Source organism: Mesorhizobium sp. B3-1-6 (genome assembly GCF_006439555.1).
Taxonomy (GTDB): domain Bacteria; phylum Pseudomonadota; class Alphaproteobacteria; order Rhizobiales; family Rhizobiaceae; genus Mesorhizobium.
On record NZ_VFTM01000006.1, the window covers coordinates 61,511 to 77,481 of the forward strand.

Below are 15,971 nucleotides of genomic sequence, written 5' to 3' on the forward strand. Positions count from 1 at the left end.
ATCTCAGTTTCCCCTTTGGTTTGCGGAAGCGCGTGAGACGGCCTCCCGTTCTTGCCCGCCGGTCTGCAGCGGGAAATGGCAGCGCACCAGGCGACCGGCGCCCATCGGCCGGTAGACCGGCGCCTCGGTCTTGCAGCGGGATTGCACGAGCGGACAGCGCGTGTGGAATTCGCAGCCGGAAGGCCGGCGGAACACGCTCGGGATTTCGCCGGTAACGGCAGGGTTTTGGCTGCGCCGGCGCGGATCGGGGATCGGCTCGGACCGGATCAGCGTTGCGGTGTAGGGATGCAAGGGGGCGGAGAAGACCTCTTGCGTTGGTCCCGTCTCGACGAGTCGGCCGAGATACATGATGGCGAGCCGATCGCTGACATGGCGGATCATCGCCAGATTGTGGGTGACGATCATGGCGGCGAAGCCGAGCTCGCGCTTGAGCTCGGCGATCAGGTTGAGCACATCGCCCTGCACCGAGACATCCAGCCCGGCGGTCGGCTCGTCGGCAAGCAGCAGATGCGGTTTCATCGCAAGCGCCCGCGCGACGCCGACGCGACGCGCCTGCCCTCCCGACAGTTCATGCGGAAAGCGGTCGACGAAGGAGGCAGGTAAGCCGACCAACGCCAGCAGCGCCTTCGCTGCAGCGCGCCGGTCCTGCATTGGCAGCCCCTGGATGACCTGCGGTTCGGTGAGCAGCGTGCCGACCCGCAGGCGCGGGCTGAGCGAGGCGACCGGATCCTGGAACATCATCGCCGAGCGCCGGCGCATGGCGCGAAAATCGAACGGGGTCGCGACCTCCCTCCCCTCGAAGACGATGCGGCCGGCCGCAGTCCGGACGAGGCCGAGAATGGTGCGGGCAAGCGTCGTCTTGCCGGAGCCGGATTCGCCGACCAGCCCAAGCGTCTCGGCCGACATCAGCGACAGCGTGACGCCGTCGATGACGTTGATGCTCGGCAGCGGGAACGGATTGGTCAGCCGATCGAGCAAGCTGCTGCGAACGAAGCTGACCGACAGGTCCTCGACGGCAAGCAGCGGGCTCATGGCGTCACCGCATGGCAGCGGGCAGCATGGCATGCGGTGAGCTTCACCAGCGGCGGCGCGATGGTCTTGCATGGCGCGAAGGCCCTGCCACAGCGCGGCGCGTAAACGCATCCCGGTGGTGGTTGGGTCAGGCTCGGCAATGACCCGGGAATGGTCGGCAGCCTGTCCAGCCGATCATGGAAGCGGGCGGGATCGCAGGCGAGCAGCGCCTGGGTATAGGGATGGCGCGGATCGTGGAAGATCACATCGACCTCGCCGCCCTCGACCACCTCGCCGGCATACATGACATAGACACGATCGCAGAGCTCGGCGATGACACCGAAATGATGCGAGACGACGATGATGATGCCGTTATATTCGCGCCTGAGCTCTCGCAGCAGATGGATGATCTGCGCCTCCATGGTGACGTCGAGCGCGGTCGTCGGCTCGTCGGCGATGAGCAGGCCGGGATCGGTCAGCAAGGCGGCCGCGATCGCCACGCGCTGGCGCATGCCGCCGGAAAGCTCGTGCGGGTAACTCCGCATGCGCCGTTCGGCATCGGCGATGCCGACGCGACCGAGCATGGCGGCGATGCGCGCCCGCTTTTGCGCGCGGCTGAGATCCTTACGGTGGTGCTGGAAATCGATGAGCTGGTCGCCGATGGTCAGCACCGGGTTGAACGCCGTCATCGGGTCCTGGCCGACCAGCGCGATCTCATCGCCGCGCAGCAGCCGCTGGCGATGCGCGTCGAGCTTTGCCAGGTCGACGCCGTTGTAACGGATCGCCCCGTCGATGCGGGCGTTGGCCGGCAACAGGTTGGCCAGAGCGGTGACCAGCGTGGACTTGCCGCAGCCGCTCTCGCCGACAATGCCGATGACCTCGCCGGGATGCGCTTCGATATCGACATGGCGAAGGGCGTGGACACTACCGTGCGGCGTCTCATAGCGGACGCTTAGACCGTTGGCGGCAAGCGAGCCGCTCATGCCGGCCTCCGTAGTTGCAGGCGCGGGTCAAGATAGTCGCGCAGGCCCTCGCCGAGAAAGGTGAAGCCGAGCGTCGCCAGCACCAGCGGCAGGCCGCCGAAGATCACCATGAACGGTGCCGAGCGGATGCTGGTGTAGCCGTCATAAAGGATCGAGCCCCAGGACGGCGTCGGCGGTCGCACGCCGAGGCCGAGGAAGCTCAAGCCGGCCTCGACCATGATGACGACCGGAATGTCCATCGACAAAAGGATGATCAGCGGACCGACGACGTTGGGCAGGAGGTGGATGAAGATGATGCGTGTCGCACTCGCGTCGAGCAGACGCTCGGCAAGGATGTAGTCGCTGTTCTTCAGCGCCAGCGTCTGGGCCCGGATCAGCCGCGCGTAGCTTGGGAACGACGTCGCGGCGATGACGATGATCAGAGTGCCGGTACCGGCGCCGAGCACGGTGATGATGGCAAGCGCGAACATGATCATCGGCAGCGAATTCATGCTGTCGAAGCTGAGCACCAGAATGGCGTCGAGCCAGCGCGGACCGTAGCCGGCGACGAGGCCGAGCAGCAGGCCGATGGCGCCGGCTATGGCCACCGAGACCATGGCGATGGTGAGCGCCGTGCGCGCGCCGTAGATGACGCGCGACAAGAGATCGCGGCCGAGATGGTCGGTGCCGAACCAGTGTTCCAACGATGGCGGCTGCAGCTTGTGCAGCACGTCGATCTTGACCGGTGAATAAGGCGCCAGCCAGGGCGCGAAGATCGCGGTGACAATGAAGCCGGTAACCAGGATCAGCGCCACGCGGGTGAAGGGGTCGGCGAGCAATGCGCGCAGCAGCACAAGCCGTTGTCGATCGGGCCTGGATGGAGAGGCCTCAGCCACGGAAGACATCACGGACCCTCGGGTCGAGCCGCGCGATGAGAAGATCGGCGGCGATGGTGATGGAGACGTAGATGGCGGTCATGATCAGCACCGTGCCCATGACGACCGGATAGTTGCGGGTGCTGACGGCGTCGGTGATCAGCTTGCCGATGCCGGGCCTGGCGAACACCGCCTCGACGAAGACGGCGCTGGACAGGATGCTGCCGAGGCCGACCGCGACCAGCGAGATGGTCGGGATGATGGCGATGCGCAGCGCATATTTGGAGACGATCTTCCATTCCGGCAGGCCGAAGGAACGCGCGGTACGGATATGGGGCTCGCCCATCACCTCCATCATCGAGGCGCGCACCATGCGGGCGATATAGCCGATCCAGCCGAGGGCGATCGCCGCGGCCGGCATGACCAGCGCCCTGGCCTGGCTGAAGAGATCGCCGGCCTCGCCCGCCCCGATGGCGGGCAGCCAGCGCAGCGTGACGGCAAAGAGCAGCAGCGAATAGATGGCGACGACGAAGGACGGCACCGCGATGACACCGACTGAAAGCACGCCGATGAAAGCGTCGGCGGCCGTACCGCGCCGCATCACCGAGAGGCAGCCGAGCGGCACGCCGATGAGCAGCGCCACGGCGAGCGCCGTCAGCCCCAGGACAAGCGTGTTCGGCAACGCTTCCAGGACCAGTGTGGAAACGGGCCGGTTCGACCAGACATCGTAGCCGAGATTGCCGGTCAGCGCGTTGCGGAAGAATTCGACGATCTGCCACCAGACCGGCTGGTCGAGCCCCATGCGCTCGATCAGTAGCCGCTTCAATTCCGGCGTGGCGCGCGGACCGAGCGCCACGGTCGCGGGATCGCCCGGAACCAGGAAGACGGCAGCATACATGGCGACCATGACGAGGACGAGGATCAGGAGACCGAGACCGATGCGCTTCACTGCGTATGCGAGCATGGCCTCCCCTCCTTCAGGCGAAATCGCGCCTGATGCGCCGTGTCGCCGAGGCGCTGTGCACGAGCTTGCCTCGTTCTCGGGCTTCAAGGCGCCAACTCAGGTCGAAATGCGTTTCATCCGCCGTCAGCTCGGTCACCGCCCTCGCTTCGGTATCGGCATCGGCGCTGGCGATCGCCCATCGATATTCGGTGATGAGCTTTGCCGAGAGGGGATCGCCGCTGCTGATGCTCATCGTATCGCTGTTGGCGGAAGACACGGTGATCGCGCGATCGTCATAGCGCCTGCTTCCATGATCCGAGGTCAGGGCGATGATCTGCAGGCTCGAGCCGACGTCCTCGGTGACGATGCGACGGTCGAAGCCTTCGTCCAGCGTCGTGGTCGGGACCGGCGGCGCGGTTTCGGCCGGCTCGAAGCGGACGTCGCGGTCGCGCGGCGACGGCGGCCGCACCGGAAGAACCAGCTTGCTGTCGCCGCTCGAGACCGACAGCACCGAAAGTTTCGGTTGCGGCCATAGGATCGGCCAATGCTGGTTGGCCAGCGCCAGCCGAACGCGGTGCCCCTTGGGTATGGCGCGGGCGAAATCGTTGAGCTTGAGCTTGACGCGGAACGGCGTTCCGATCGGACAGGGCGTCGGATGCTCGTGGCTGTCGCGATGGCTGAGGTTGAGCACGCCATAAGTCATCAGCGCCGAGGTGCCGTCGGGATAGACGTCGCAAAGGCGGGCGGCAAGGTTGACATGCGGCTGGTCGACGCTGACGAGCAGATCGAGCTCGGGCGCGCCAAGCAGGGTCAAATCATCTTCCAGCGGCAAAGTGTCGAAGCACAGCGCCAGGCCGTCCTCGCGGCGCTGGTCGATGGGCATATCGGGGCAGGAACCACCGTAGCCGCCCCAGCGGCCGCAGTCGCGGCCGGCGGTGGCGGGAGAGCATACCGACAGCGTGGCGCCAGGTACCGGTTGGCCGTCCAGTCCGGCGGCGTTCAGATGCAAGACGCGGCGCTCGACACGTGGCGACGGCCATTGGTCCTCGGCCGCCCAACTGCCGGCATGATCCGGAAGATAGAAAGGCTGCGGCCGCTCCTCGCCGGTGATCCAGACCCGGTAGAGCGGCTCGTCCATGATGCCGGTGTCTTCGGCGCAAAGCCAATGACGCCACCAGCGCAGCGCCTCCTGCAGATAGCCGATCAGCGGACCCGGCGCGCCGCGACAGGGATAGGCATGCGACCACGGTCCGACGATGCCAAGCTTCGGCCCCGGCAGATGCTCCAGCAGGCGCGGCACGAAGTTCGAATAGCTGTCCTCCCAACCGCAAACGGCCATGACGGCGCATTCGATCGCGGCATGATTCTCGCAGACCGAACCCTGCCGCCAGTAGTCGTCGCGACGCTGGTGCGCGAGCCAGATTTCCGACAGCGAGCGTGTCGCTTCCAGACGGCTGATCCACATGGCGCGCCAGGCGTCACCGACAATCTGCGGGTCGGGCGCCATCGACTTCTTCACCAGCATGAAGTTCGACCACATCTCCTGCTCGGTGAGCAGGGCGCCGCCCATATAGTGGATGTCGTCGGCATAGCGATCGTCGGTGGCGCAGTTGGCGATGATGGCCTTCAGCGCCGGCGGCCGGCGCGCCGCGACCTGCAGCGCGTTGAAGCCGCCCCAGGAAATGCCGGTCATGCCGACATTGTCGTTGCACCAGGACTGCGCCGCCAGATGGGCGATGATCTCGCATGCGTCCTCCTGCTCGCGCGGCAGATATTCGTCGGCCAGGTCGCCATCGGAATCGCCGGAGCCGCGGATGTCGATGCGGGCGCAGGCGATGCCGTGGCCGGCAAGCCAGTGGTGGATGTCGATGTCACGGGCAACGGTGCCGTCTCGGCGCCGGTAAGGCACCATTTCGACCACCACGGGCACCTTGCCCTCGGTGCGCGGGCGCCACACCGTGGCGGCGATTTGCGTGCCGTCAGCCAGCGCGATCCAGTATGGATCGACGGTTTCGACGGCAAAGGGAAACTCGGTCCGTACCACGGCGGGTGCCCATCAATGCCTTGTTGAACGTTCGTACAACAAGAGCAGCCGGGATGCAATGGTGTTTTAGTCAGGTGCGACCAAAGGGTAGGCAGAACTGTATTCACCCACCGCTGAAGGTACCCGAGAATTGGCGTTCAGGTGAGGCGCTCCCGCGCCTGCAATGAGCCTCTTCGCGCGCCTGGCTCGAAGCACAGCTGCCGTCGTTGACAAGTGGTAGTTCGCTCGCTGAAGCCGCCGGCTGCGCGCACTCACGCTGGGAGGGCTTGACCCGATTCCTGCGTGACGGTCGAACCCGCTCGACACTAACGCGGTAGAGCGCGCGATCGGACCTGCCGCGCTCGGCTGCAAGAACCATCTCTGTGTGCAGCGAAGTCGGCGTCCAGCAGGCGCAACTGCGCTATCCGTTGAATTTTCAGGCAATGTCACCAACCAGCGGCGGCTCACCCAGACCGACCTAAAGGATGAACACTCGGCCACGCTGCCAGCAGCCCGCGATCAGAGCGCGTCTGGTCTACCTACGGCGAAGGAATAGAAGATAAAAAGCGGCAAACACACGAACTATCCCAATATTTACCGCCAGCCGCTCCCAGAATCGACCTCGGAGGACCAGAAAGTCGACACCGACGGTCGCAAAGCAGTCATTCAGAACTTTGTGGTCGACCTGTGCCATGGCATTGGCGACTCGGACTGCTGCAACGACGTATCCCGACCGGCGGCAGTCAAGCTGCGCCGGGCCGGAGCTGCGAGTAATATTCGGGAACCGAACCATCCACTTTGGCGGCGTCCTCTACGTTGCGGATGGAAACCCTAGCCAGCGCCCAAAAAGAAATCGTTCCGCCACCGGCCACCGGCCTCATGCCGGACGGGCGCGCCGTTCCTGTCGATGAACCGCGCCGAGATGACGGCGCTCGGTTGGAACGAATGCGCTTCCTTGAAACGGCGCCGTAGGGGATCGGCCGCCCAGGACGGGCACTCGAGGCGCACCTCTTCCGGCATGCCGGGATGGTCGATTGTGCATCCCTGCAATTTGACCAGCAGCGCGTGCTCATGATCCATCAGGATGGCAGGCGCGAATTTCACCCCATTGAACAGGCGTTTGGTCTGTTCGGGCGTCCTGCCTTCCTTCAGCGTGAACCATGCCAGCAGCCGGGTGCGGGGCATATCCTCGCGCCCATGCTTGACCAGCCACCAGCCAAGCCGTCCTTGATGCCGGAGCGCATAGAGCGACTCTAAAATCTGACCACGGTCCTTGTCGCCGATATAGCGTCGGGCGCCAAACCAGGCCGGGACGGCTGCATCCGCGGGACGCGCGACGCTATCGACTTCGTGCATAAGATCGAGGGTGGCTTGCAGACGTGCGGCAGGGATCACGGAACGACGATCAGGCTGAAAACGCCTATACAGGCGACAGGGCTGCTCCTGACCATTGTTCGCGCGTGTCGGCCTGCCGCCAGCGAGCGATTATCGCGAGGCGACAACCTACATTTGGATCGTGGTCACAACATCTATGATGCGGCCTGGCCATTTTTTTGCGCCCTGCAGGCCGCTTGCGGCGAGGCATAGAGCTGTGACGGCGCAGCCCAAGCCTCGTCCCCTTCCCTACGTTCGCCGGTGACCAGGCTGCGCATCTGCGATAGATAGGTCTCTATGAAAAAGGCGGTCTGCGACTCCAGCGGCGTATAAGGCCCGGGGCGATAGGCGCGCGAGGCAATCCCTTCGGCGTTGTCTTCCGTGATCTTCTTGTCCTGGACGGTCGTCACGTCCCACATCCATGAAATCTTGTCGGCGTCCGCGGCCGGATCGGCATCCTTGTCGACGAGCCAGGTCAGGATCACGTCGGTCTCGTTGGCGTTGCGCGGAATCATCTGGAACATCGTCAGATAGTCGTTGGGCGCGCTTAGGAACGAAAGCCGGCCGATCCGGAACCCATTCTCGCCGCCGTCATACTTGCCGCGCCCGCCCATCAGGCACGAGACCGGCTGGCCATCGTCGGAAAGCGTGAGGCGGCCCGAGCCGATCGGCTTGCGATGCATGGCGTAGGGCATCGTGTCCAGGTCGCCTGGCTCCCACACGCCCTTGTGGAACTCGGCGTCGCCGATGACGCTGTGCCAGGCGTCGATCTCCTGCCTCCATTCGGCGGCGTTGTAGTCGTCGCGCATGGCGGTCACCTTCACATGGCCGTTGACGCGGAAATATTCGGGATGAGCCGGGCGGCAGTGGTAGCACTCGAGGAAATTCTCCAGCACAAGCTTCCAGTTCGCCTTGGTCAGGTAATTCTTGCGCGCGACGATGCGTGCGTTGGCGATCCCGTTCTCGCGCAGAAGATCCGTTAGCCCGGCCGCCGCCGGTTCGATGTCAGGCAGGCTGGAGGCATCGAGGCCGCATATCACCAGACCACCCATCACCTTCGTCGGCACCTTGTGCAGTCCGAGGCTGTCGCCATCGACGCCTTCGGGCAGGTCGCGCCGGGTCTGCAACTCACCGGTCAGCCGGAAGGACCAGGCATGATAGGGGCAGACCAGCAGCTTGCCGCGGCCATCCTTGATGCACAGGCGCGAGCCGCGATGGGTGCAGACATTGTAGTAGGCGGCAATATCATCCTCGCCATCGCCATGACGGGCGACGATGATCTCCTCGTCGAACAATTGACGGATGACGTAACTGCCCTTCTCCGGCACCTCGCTCAAATGGGCGACGATGACCCATTGGCGAGGGAACCACAATTCGCGCTCGAGCGCGAAGATATCCGGGTCGAGGTAGAAGGCCTGCTGCAGCGACCAGTCCTTGCGATGCTCGTCAATCAGCCTGACCACGCGCGCGCGATCGAGGCCGGACAACATCTTGTCGTTTGCATACATGGCAGGCTCCGGGGCTGGCAAATGCCTTTTGATCAGGGTTGCAGCGAATTGCGGCACTCATCAACCATGGATTTGGCAGGCTTCCATCTCGAAAAGTCATGGAATACTCTTATCCTCGATGAAGACGCTCAAAGCCTCGCTTCCCTTGCTCAACGCGATGGTCGCATTCGAAGCGACCGCGCGACGCGGCAACCTGACGGCCGCCGCCGAGGAGCTTGCCATCGCGCAATCGGCCGTGTCGCGCCACATCGCCAATCTGGAAAAGCGGCTCGCGCTGGACCTTTTGGCCCGCAAGGGCAATCGCGTCTCGCTGACCGAGAACGGCGCCGCGCTGGCCGAGGCGATACGAGACGGGCTGGGCACGATCCGCGACGCCGTCGCGCGCCTGCAGGAGGCCGATCGCGATTCCCTCGTCATCGCCAGCGGCTACGACCTCGTCCAGGCTTGGCTGATGCCGCGCTTCGACCTTGTGACCTCGCTCGTCACGCATGGCCGTGTCACGCTGCTGACCTCCAGCAATCCCGACGATTTCGGCCGGCCGGAAGTCGGGATTTCGATACGCTTCGGACGTCCCGAGCTTTGGCCTGGCCTCGCCGCCCGCAAGCTGTTCGACGGGGAGTGGTTTCCTGTCTGCTCGCCGGGCTTCCTCGAAAGGCACCCTGCTCTGGCCTCGGAGGATCCGGCAGCCTTCCTCGACGTGCCGCTGCTGCATCTCGCGGCTCCCGAAGATGCGATCGACAATTGGAGATCCTGGATCGGCACTACGCGGAGCCTGCCCGGTCCGACATTCTCCAGCTATCTGTCGATGATGCATGAGGCGATAGCCGGCCGCGGCGCGGCGCTCGCCTGGGCCGGCTTCGTCGAAGAGCAGCTCAGGCTCGGGCAATTGGTGCGGTTGACCAGGACTCCGCGCCGCCATGCCGATGCGTTCTACATCGTCACCCGCAGGAAGACGACGCCAACCGAACAGATGGTGGCGCAAGCCCTGCTCGACAGCGCGACAGCCCGCTGACCTGCCGCTGGTCTCATTCCGCGGCGGTGGCGAAACGCCTGGCGCCGTGGCGCGCGCTCCATGCGGGCATCGAGGCCTCGACATCTTCCTCGCTCGGGAAGGCATCGCGCGCGTAGCGGTCGACCCTGAAGCGCGCCGGATCGACCAAGCGCGGCGTGTCCAGCAGGATCTCGGTGGCCAGCCTGCCGAGGCCCGGTCCATGGCTGACGCCGGTCTCGTTGTCGCCACCCGCGACGACGATGTTCGCGTGGCCCGGCACATGCCCGACCATCAAGCCAACGTCCGGCGTGTAGCAGGGGATGCCTTGCGACCAGTTCGCGACCTTCGAGTCGCGGAGCGGCGGGAAGACTTCCTGCAGCTTGCCCATCTGGTGATCGACCATGGACTGCATCAGCTCGCGATTGTGCGGCTGGCCGGGTTCGAGGTCGCTCTCCTCCAGGCGATGCATCGGCGTGTAGTGGCTCCCCGTGCCCCACATGATCGCGCCAAAGGTCTCGCGCAGCCAAAGCCGCAACTCGCGGCACTGGATGGTCGGCAGCGTCGAGGGCAAGCCTCGATCGTCGGTGACCACGCGCGTGGCCAGCACGCGCAGCAGCGGCAGGTGCCAGTCGAGGCTGGCGAGGACCTCGTTGTTCCAGGCGCCCGCCGCCACGACCACGCCATCGGCCTCGATGCTATCGCGGTCGGTTTCCAGCGTGACCTTGCCGCCGACGTCGCTGATCTTCCGCACCCTGGTCCTGTCGCGCACGACGCCGCCGAGCTTCTTGATCTCGTTGACCAGCACGCCGAGCGCGAGCTTGGTGTCGACCTGTATGCCATGCGGGTTGTAGGCGCCGGAGTGAACTTTCGCCGGATCGACCAGCCCGCCCATCTTCTCGCCGATCTGCGCGGCGTTAAGATCCTGCATCTCCTTCGGCGCATAGGGTGAGCTGAGCACCGGCATGACGAAATCCTCGCGCCCCTGCGGCGTGAGCGTCATGATCAACGTGCCGTTCGGCCGGTAGCCGATCTCGGTACCCAGTTCATGCAGCATGCGGTAGAAGTCGAGACCGTATTGTTGCAGGCGAAGGCCTTCCTCGCCGGCCGGGATCATGCCGGCCGACCAATGCGAGACGAAGCCGGCGCCGGCGCTGGTCGTTGCCGAGCCCGGCTCGGTTGCCTCCACGAGCGTCACGTTCTTCACACCCGACTTCAGCAGATGGTAGGCGGTGGAGCAGCCGATGATGCCGCCGCCCACGACCACGATATGCTTGCTGTTGCTTGCTGCCGGCATTTCTCTTCCTCCTTAGATCTTCGCGGTCGAAGAACCGCCAACATAGGTGTCAAGCCACCAGACGATGCGGGCGGCGGTGTCGATATATTCCGGATAGCCGCGCAGGCTATGGCCGGCGCTCGGATAGGTCGCGAGCGCGCTTGGCGAACCCGAGCGCAAGGCCGCGAAATGGCACTCCAGCGCCTGGCCGGGGGGCGTGCTCTTGTCGATGCCGCCGGCCATGACCAGCGTCGGGACCTTGCTGAGCTGCCGGTAAAAGGCGGGGCTGCGGGTAAAATAGGCGCCGCCTTCTTCCCATGGCGAGGATTCCAGCATCAGCGCGTCGAATTCCGGTATCTGCGTCGTGCGATGCTGGCTGTACCAGTCGCCGACGGGCGAGATCGGAATGGCGGCGGCGAAGCGGCCGCTGCGCGTCGGCAGCCATGCGGACATGAAGCCGCCATAGCTGGTGCCGGTGACGGCGACGCGATCCGGGTCGACCAGGCCTTTCTCCACCAGGGCATCTATGCCGCTCAAAATATCGTCGGCATCGGCGCCGCCCATGTCGCCCTGCACGGCGCGGGCGAAGGCGTCCCCGCGTCCCGTGCTGCCCCTAGGGTTGGGAAAGAAAATCGTCCAACCGCGCGAGACGAGCAGTGGAGCGGAACGCGTTCGCGCCATCCAGCGGTTGCGATGGGACGAGATCGGCCCGCCATGGATATCGACCAGCAGCGGCGTCGGCCCGGCCGCCGCCAGCGGGCGGACAAGCCAGCCCTGGATTTCGAGTCCGTCGCGGGCACGCCAGGAAAACGGCTCGGCCTTGCCGCGGCCGGCCATCGCGGACTGCGCATCGGACGCCATGAGCGACGCGATCTCGCGCAGTCCGCCATCGGCGACCTCGGCCAGGAATGGAGCCCGGTCATAAGCCTCCGCGATGAAGAGCGAGCCCGCGGCCCCGACCGGCACACTGGAGGGCACCCACTCGCCGCAGGTCAATTCGGTCGACGACCAGCGTTCGGTCACCCCTGCGGCGGAGACATCGCAATCGGCCAGCACCGTCTCGTGGCCGCGGATGCCTGCCATATGCAAGCTGGACGCGGAGCGCCATTCGATCGAGGTGACATCGATCGAATTGGTCGGCACGACTGCAACCTCGCCGCCGAACGGATCTAGGATCGACAGCTGCCCGGCAACAAGGCCGCGATCGCTGCAGAAGGCCTGGATGAAGGCGATACGGGCGCCGTCGGGCGAGCCGCGAGGAACGCCGATCTGGTCGCGCGGCGTGTGAAGAAGGGTGGCCGATCCCGACTTCGCGTCGATCAGCGAAAGCTTCGCCGCATACCAGCTGCCCTCGCCATGGTCATCGCTGGTCACGGCGGCGATCTTGTCGGCGCCGCACCAGCTCGCTTCCCATACATTGACCGGCGCCGATGTGAGCGGCGCGGGTTTGGCCTTCATATCCCAGATCCAAACCCGGCGCCAAAGGTCCTCGCCTTCGCCCCAACCGACTTCGGGCAGCCATGCGGGCGCATCCGTCTTCTGCTTCTGCGCGTAGCCACCGTGAATTCCAGCCAGATCCGCGCCGACGCCGGCAACGACGAGCAGCAACCTTTGGCCGTCGGGCGCCCAGTCCATCAGCTCGATCCGGCCGGGCACATCCGCCACCGCGGTGCCTTCGCCGCCAGACCAGATCTCGATGCGGTCGACGCCCGCCTCTCCACCGGCGTAGGCGACCGCCAGGCTCTCTCCGTCCGGCGCAAGACTGATTTGCCTGGTCTCCGCATCATTGAGCCGTTGAGGCGATTCACCGCCGCGCCCCACCTGATAGAGACGGCTGACCGGCGCGCCATCGAGGCCGCCCTCGAAGCTCTGGCCGATGAAAAACATCGCATCGCTGGAGGCGTGACCGCAAAGAGAGCGAGCCGCGAAGACGTGCCCGTCCAGCCCGAAGAGAGCGGCATACAAACCCGCTGCCTCGGCGAATTCCGCGGCGGAGCGGAAATCCCCCGACATCCGGCCGGCAATCGGCGCGATCATCGATCCGGAGTTCCGCACGCTGCTCATCTCGACTTCCCAACACCTCGCTCAACCTGGCGCTATCGCCACGGCAAGCTCCCGGACCCAACCATAACGACAGCCGGAGCATTGTCTAGACACCGGTGTACATTAGATTGGGCCAAGGGCCTTGACGGCACGATGGGCGGTTGACCCGCCATGATCGGAACGCGCAGATTTCGAAGCAACGTAACAACCGGACAAAGACGCGATGAACCTTGACGACAAAGTCCAGTCGATCCTGAAGAGCGAAGTCATCTGGGATGCGCATTCCGGCTTCATGCCCGACCCGGCCGCGGACCTGAACAATCTGCGGATCTGGCGCGACGCAGGCGTCGACTATCTTTCCATCGATGTCGGCTTCGATCTCCTGCCCTGGGAAAAGACAGTCGCCACGCTTGCCTGTTTCCGGCACTGGATCCTGGCGCGTCCGGCCGACTACGCGCTCGTCTCGTCGGCCGACGAAATCCTCGCCGCGAAGGCGCAAGGCAAGCTGGCGGTCACTTTCGACATCGAAGGCATGAATGCGCTGAACGGCCGGGTCGAAATGGTCGAGTTCTACCATCGCCTCGGCGTGCGACAGATGCTGTTCGCCTACAACCGCAACAATCTCGCCGGCGGCGGGTGCCACGACGAGGACACAGGTCTGACCGCATTCGGCCGGCAGGTGATCGACGAAATGAACCGCCTCGGCATGTTCGTGGACGTGACCCATACGGGCTATCGCACCACGATGGACGTGATGGAGTATACGGACCGGCCAGTGATCTTCTCGCACTCCAACCCGAAGGCGCTCTGCGCTCACGGGCGCAACATCACCGATGACCAGATCAAGGCTTGCGCCCGTACCGGCGGCATCATTGGCGTCGTGGGCCTCAACCGCTTCCTCGACGAGGGCCGCACCGATTCCGAGCGGCTGGCCGACCACGTCGAATATCTGATCGACCTTGCCGGTCCGCGCCATGTCGGCATCGGGCTCGACTATGCTTTCCCGGTCGAGGTCGAAGGCATCGAGGACATCATCTCCAGCAATCCGCATTTCTGGCCAAAGAACGAATATCCCGAAGGCAAGACGACCTATTCGAGCCCGGGCCAGACGAAGGAGCTTATCGAGGTGCTGCTGCGCCGCGGCCATCCGGAACGCACTGTTCGCGACGTCATGGGCGGCAACTTCATGCGGCTGGCGCGCGAGATCTGGAAATAGCCGATCGAAATGGCAATCGCGTCGGTCGCGGATAAAAGGCGTCCGGTCCGACGGCACAGGATGCATTTTTTTCACTAGACATATGTGTATAGCCGGGGCAGGCTGATCGAAACGGGGGCCTTTGGAAGGATCTCCCGAAGCCCGGCCGATGCCGGCGGACAATATAAACAAGAGGGGCAGAGCATGATCAAAACCGCAAACATCAACATGACGCGCCGCGGCGTGCTGGCCGGCGTCGGCGCGCTAAGCCTTGCCTCGCTGATCTATTCGACGAAACGCTCGCAAGCGGCGGGTTCCATCCTCAAGGTGCGCTCATACGGCGATATCCAGACGCTGGATCCGGCCTTTCGCCTGGCCGCGCCCGAAGGCGACATCACCAACGTCATTTTCGCCGGCCTGGTTGTCGCCACGCCCGGTGACAGCTGGGGCTGGAAGCCGATGGCTGTGGAGAAGATAGAGCAGCTCGACCCACTCACGATCGCCTTCAAGCTGCGCGACAATATCGGCTTCACCGACGGTTTCGGTCAGCTGACCGCAGAGGACGTGAAGTTCTCGATCGAGCGCATCGCCGATCCCGCCAACAAGTCCCCTTATGCGGGCGACTGGGCGACGCTCAAGGAAGTCGAGGTCAAGGACAAGCTTTCGGGTATCATCCATCTGAACAAGGCGTTCGCGCCGTTGTGGACCTCGACCTTGCCGACGCCGTCGAGCACGATCCTGTCCAAGCGCGCCGTGACCGAGGCTGGCGGTAAGCTCGGCGTGAAACCCGTGGCGCAGTCAGGCCCCTATCTGCTCAAGGAATGGACGCCCAAGCAGCGCACCGTGCTCGTGCGCAACCCGGACTGGAAATACGAGCAGGGCGGCTACGACGAGATCCACGTCCATCCGATCGAGGACGAAAAGACCGCCGAGCTTGGCTATGAGGCAGGCGACCTCGACTACACCTGGACGGCCGTGTCCTCAATCAAGCGGCTGAAGGAAACGCCGCCGGCGGACACCGTCGTGGTCGAGAAGCCGTCGCTGGCCTTCGTCTGGCTCGGCATGAACCAGATCGCGGCGCCCTTCGACAATCCGGACCTGCGCCGCGCCGTGCAGTATGGCGTCGACCGCAAGGCCGTGGTGGACGCGGCCTATTTCGGCGCCGCCGCCACCTCCACCGGCATCATCGCGCCCGGCCTGGTCGGCCATCGCGAGAAGAACCTCTACGAATACGATCCCGACAAGGCTCGCGAGCTGGTCAACAAGGCCGGCGCCAGCGGAGTCATCGTCACGCTCGACATCCTCAACAAGGCGGAACGCCTGTCGGCGGCGCAGGTCGTGCAGGCGAACCTGCAGGACATCGGCATCAACGTCGAAATCAAGCAGAATGACAGCGGCACGTTCTGGACGCTGGGGTCGAAGCAAAACCCTTATTACAAGAAGCTCCAGATGGTGCTGTCGCGCTTCTCGATGCAGCCTGATCCGAGTTGGGCGACGGAGTGGTACACGACCAGCCAGATCGGTGAGTGGAATTGGGAGCAGTTCAGCAACGCTGAATTCGACAAGCTGGTCACCGAAGGCAAGATCGAGCTCGACCCGGCCAAGCGCGACGTCATGTACAAGAAGATGCAGGACCTGATGGAGGAGAGCGGCTGCTACGTCTTCCTCACCCATGAAGTCACCGGCGTGATGTACCGCAAGAGCGTTGCCGCCGGGCTCAAGCCGAATGGCGAGCCTTGCTTCGCGGACTTCAAACCTGCCTGACGTGATGGA

Annotated in this window: 13 protein-coding genes; 4 read left to right on the top strand and 9 right to left on the bottom strand. The window is 64.6% G+C overall.

Annotation, left to right across the window (positions count from 1 at the left end; all coding sequences use genetic code 11):
• Window positions 1-3: 3 nt before the first annotated feature.
• Genes FJ414_RS07770 through FJ414_RS07790 form a run of 5 tightly spaced genes read right to left on the bottom strand, consistent with a single transcriptional unit; the run spans window position 4 to window position 5,835 of the window.
• Window positions 4-1,032, bottom strand: a complete 1,029-nt coding sequence (locus tag FJ414_RS07770; protein WP_140643096.1) for an ABC transporter ATP-binding protein — start codon at window positions 1,030-1,032, stop codon at window positions 4-6.
• The gene (locus tag FJ414_RS07775) at window positions 1,029-1,994 is read right to left on the bottom strand and encodes an ABC transporter ATP-binding protein (RefSeq protein ID WP_140643098.1); all 966 of its coding nucleotides are present in this window, start codon (window positions 1,992-1,994) and stop codon (window positions 1,029-1,031) included. Before FJ414_RS07775 ends, FJ414_RS07770 begins: the two co-directional genes overlap by 4 nt.
• Complete coding sequence (locus tag FJ414_RS07780; RefSeq protein WP_246672325.1) at window positions 1,991-2,827, bottom strand: ABC transporter permease; 837 nt, start codon at window positions 2,825-2,827, stop codon at window positions 1,991-1,993. The genes FJ414_RS07775 and FJ414_RS07780 overlap by 4 nt, the downstream gene beginning before the upstream one ends.
• A 34-nt stretch (window positions 2,828-2,861) precedes the next feature.
• Complete coding sequence (locus FJ414_RS07785; protein ID WP_140643103.1) at window positions 2,862-3,812, bottom strand: ABC transporter permease; 951 nt, start codon at window positions 3,810-3,812, stop codon at window positions 2,862-2,864.
• A gap of 13 nt (window positions 3,813-3,825) precedes the next feature.
• Window positions 3,826-5,835 carry a CocE/NonD family hydrolase gene (locus FJ414_RS07790; protein ID WP_140643105.1) on the bottom strand — a complete coding sequence of 670 codons (2,010 nt, stop codon included), beginning with the start codon at window positions 5,833-5,835 and terminating at the stop codon, window positions 3,826-3,828.
• Between the two features lie 206 nt (window positions 5,836-6,041).
• On the opposite strand from FJ414_RS07790, the gene FJ414_RS32075 reads away from it, so the two are divergent.
• Window positions 6,042-6,152, top strand: a complete 111-nt coding sequence (locus FJ414_RS32075; RefSeq protein ID WP_348639996.1) for a hypothetical protein — start codon at window positions 6,042-6,044, stop codon at window positions 6,150-6,152.
• Window positions 6,153-6,645: 493 nt separating this feature from the next.
• On the opposite strand, the gene FJ414_RS07795 is transcribed toward FJ414_RS32075, so the two are convergent.
• Together FJ414_RS07795 and FJ414_RS07800 are read right to left on the bottom strand one after the other, a co-directional pair.
• Entirely contained in the window at window positions 6,646-7,209 is a 564-nt protein-coding gene (locus FJ414_RS07795) for a hypothetical protein (protein WP_140643107.1), read from the bottom strand.
• A 134-nt stretch (window positions 7,210-7,343) separates the two neighbouring features.
• The gene (locus FJ414_RS07800) at window positions 7,344-8,696 is read right to left on the bottom strand and encodes an aromatic ring-hydroxylating dioxygenase subunit alpha (protein ID WP_140643109.1); all 1,353 of its coding nucleotides are present in this window, start codon (window positions 8,694-8,696) and stop codon (window positions 7,344-7,346) included.
• 118 nt (window positions 8,697-8,814) lie between these two features.
• On the opposite strand from FJ414_RS07800, the gene FJ414_RS07805 reads away from it, so the two are divergent.
• Window positions 8,815-9,708, top strand: a complete 894-nt coding sequence (locus FJ414_RS07805; RefSeq protein WP_140643111.1) for a LysR family transcriptional regulator — start codon at window positions 8,815-8,817, stop codon at window positions 9,706-9,708.
• 13 nt (window positions 9,709-9,721) lie between these two features.
• Here FJ414_RS07805 and FJ414_RS07810 read toward each other — a convergent pair whose 3' ends face one another.
• Window positions 9,722-10,981 carry an FAD-binding oxidoreductase gene (locus tag FJ414_RS07810; RefSeq protein WP_140643113.1) on the bottom strand — a complete coding sequence of 420 codons (1,260 nt, stop codon included), beginning with the start codon at window positions 10,979-10,981 and terminating at the stop codon, window positions 9,722-9,724.
• A gap of 12 nt (window positions 10,982-10,993) precedes the next feature.
• A complete protein-coding gene (locus FJ414_RS07815; RefSeq protein ID WP_140643115.1) occupies window positions 10,994-13,024 on the bottom strand; it encodes a prolyl oligopeptidase family serine peptidase in 2,031 nt (676 codons plus the stop codon).
• 202 nt (window positions 13,025-13,226) lie between these two features.
• Between FJ414_RS07815 and FJ414_RS07820 the strand changes: the two genes are divergently transcribed.
• On the top strand, window positions 13,227-14,219 hold the full coding sequence (locus tag FJ414_RS07820; protein ID WP_140643118.1) for a membrane dipeptidase: 993 nt from the start codon (window positions 13,227-13,229) through the stop codon (window positions 14,217-14,219).
• Between the two features lie 183 nt (window positions 14,220-14,402).
• Complete coding sequence (locus FJ414_RS07825; protein WP_140643120.1) at window positions 14,403-15,962, top strand: ABC transporter substrate-binding protein; 1,560 nt, start codon at window positions 14,403-14,405, stop codon at window positions 15,960-15,962.
• Window positions 15,963-15,971: the final 9 nt, after the last annotated feature.

Bases quoted from the DNA above. Each gene is read 5' to 3' on its own strand.
- FJ414_RS07775 (WP_140643098.1), bottom strand. From the start codon at position 1,994: ATGAGCGGCTCGCTTGCCGCCAACGGTCTAAGCGTCCGCTATGAGACG.
- FJ414_RS07820 (WP_140643118.1), top strand. From the start codon at position 13,227: ATGAACCTTGACGACAAAGTCCAGTCGATCCTGAAGAGCGAAGTCATC.
- FJ414_RS07770 (WP_140643096.1), bottom strand. From the start codon at position 1,032: ATGAGCCCGCTGCTTGCCGTCGAGGACCTGTCGGTCAGCTTCGTTCGC.
- FJ414_RS07825 (WP_140643120.1), top strand. From the start codon at position 14,403: ATGATCAAAACCGCAAACATCAACATGACGCGCCGCGGCGTGCTGGCC.
- FJ414_RS07815 (WP_140643115.1), bottom strand. From the start codon at position 13,024: ATGAGCAGCGTGCGGAACTCCGGATCGATGATCGCGCCGATTGCCGGC.
- FJ414_RS07785 (WP_140643103.1), bottom strand. From the start codon at position 3,812: ATGCTCGCATACGCAGTGAAGCGCATCGGTCTCGGTCTCCTGATCCTC.
- FJ414_RS07805 (WP_140643111.1), top strand. From the start codon at position 8,815: ATGAAGACGCTCAAAGCCTCGCTTCCCTTGCTCAACGCGATGGTCGCA.
- FJ414_RS07800 (WP_140643109.1), bottom strand. From the start codon at position 8,696: ATGTATGCAAACGACAAGATGTTGTCCGGCCTCGATCGCGCGCGCGTG.
- FJ414_RS07810 (WP_140643113.1), bottom strand. From the start codon at position 10,981: ATGCCGGCAGCAAGCAACAGCAAGCATATCGTGGTCGTGGGCGGCGGC.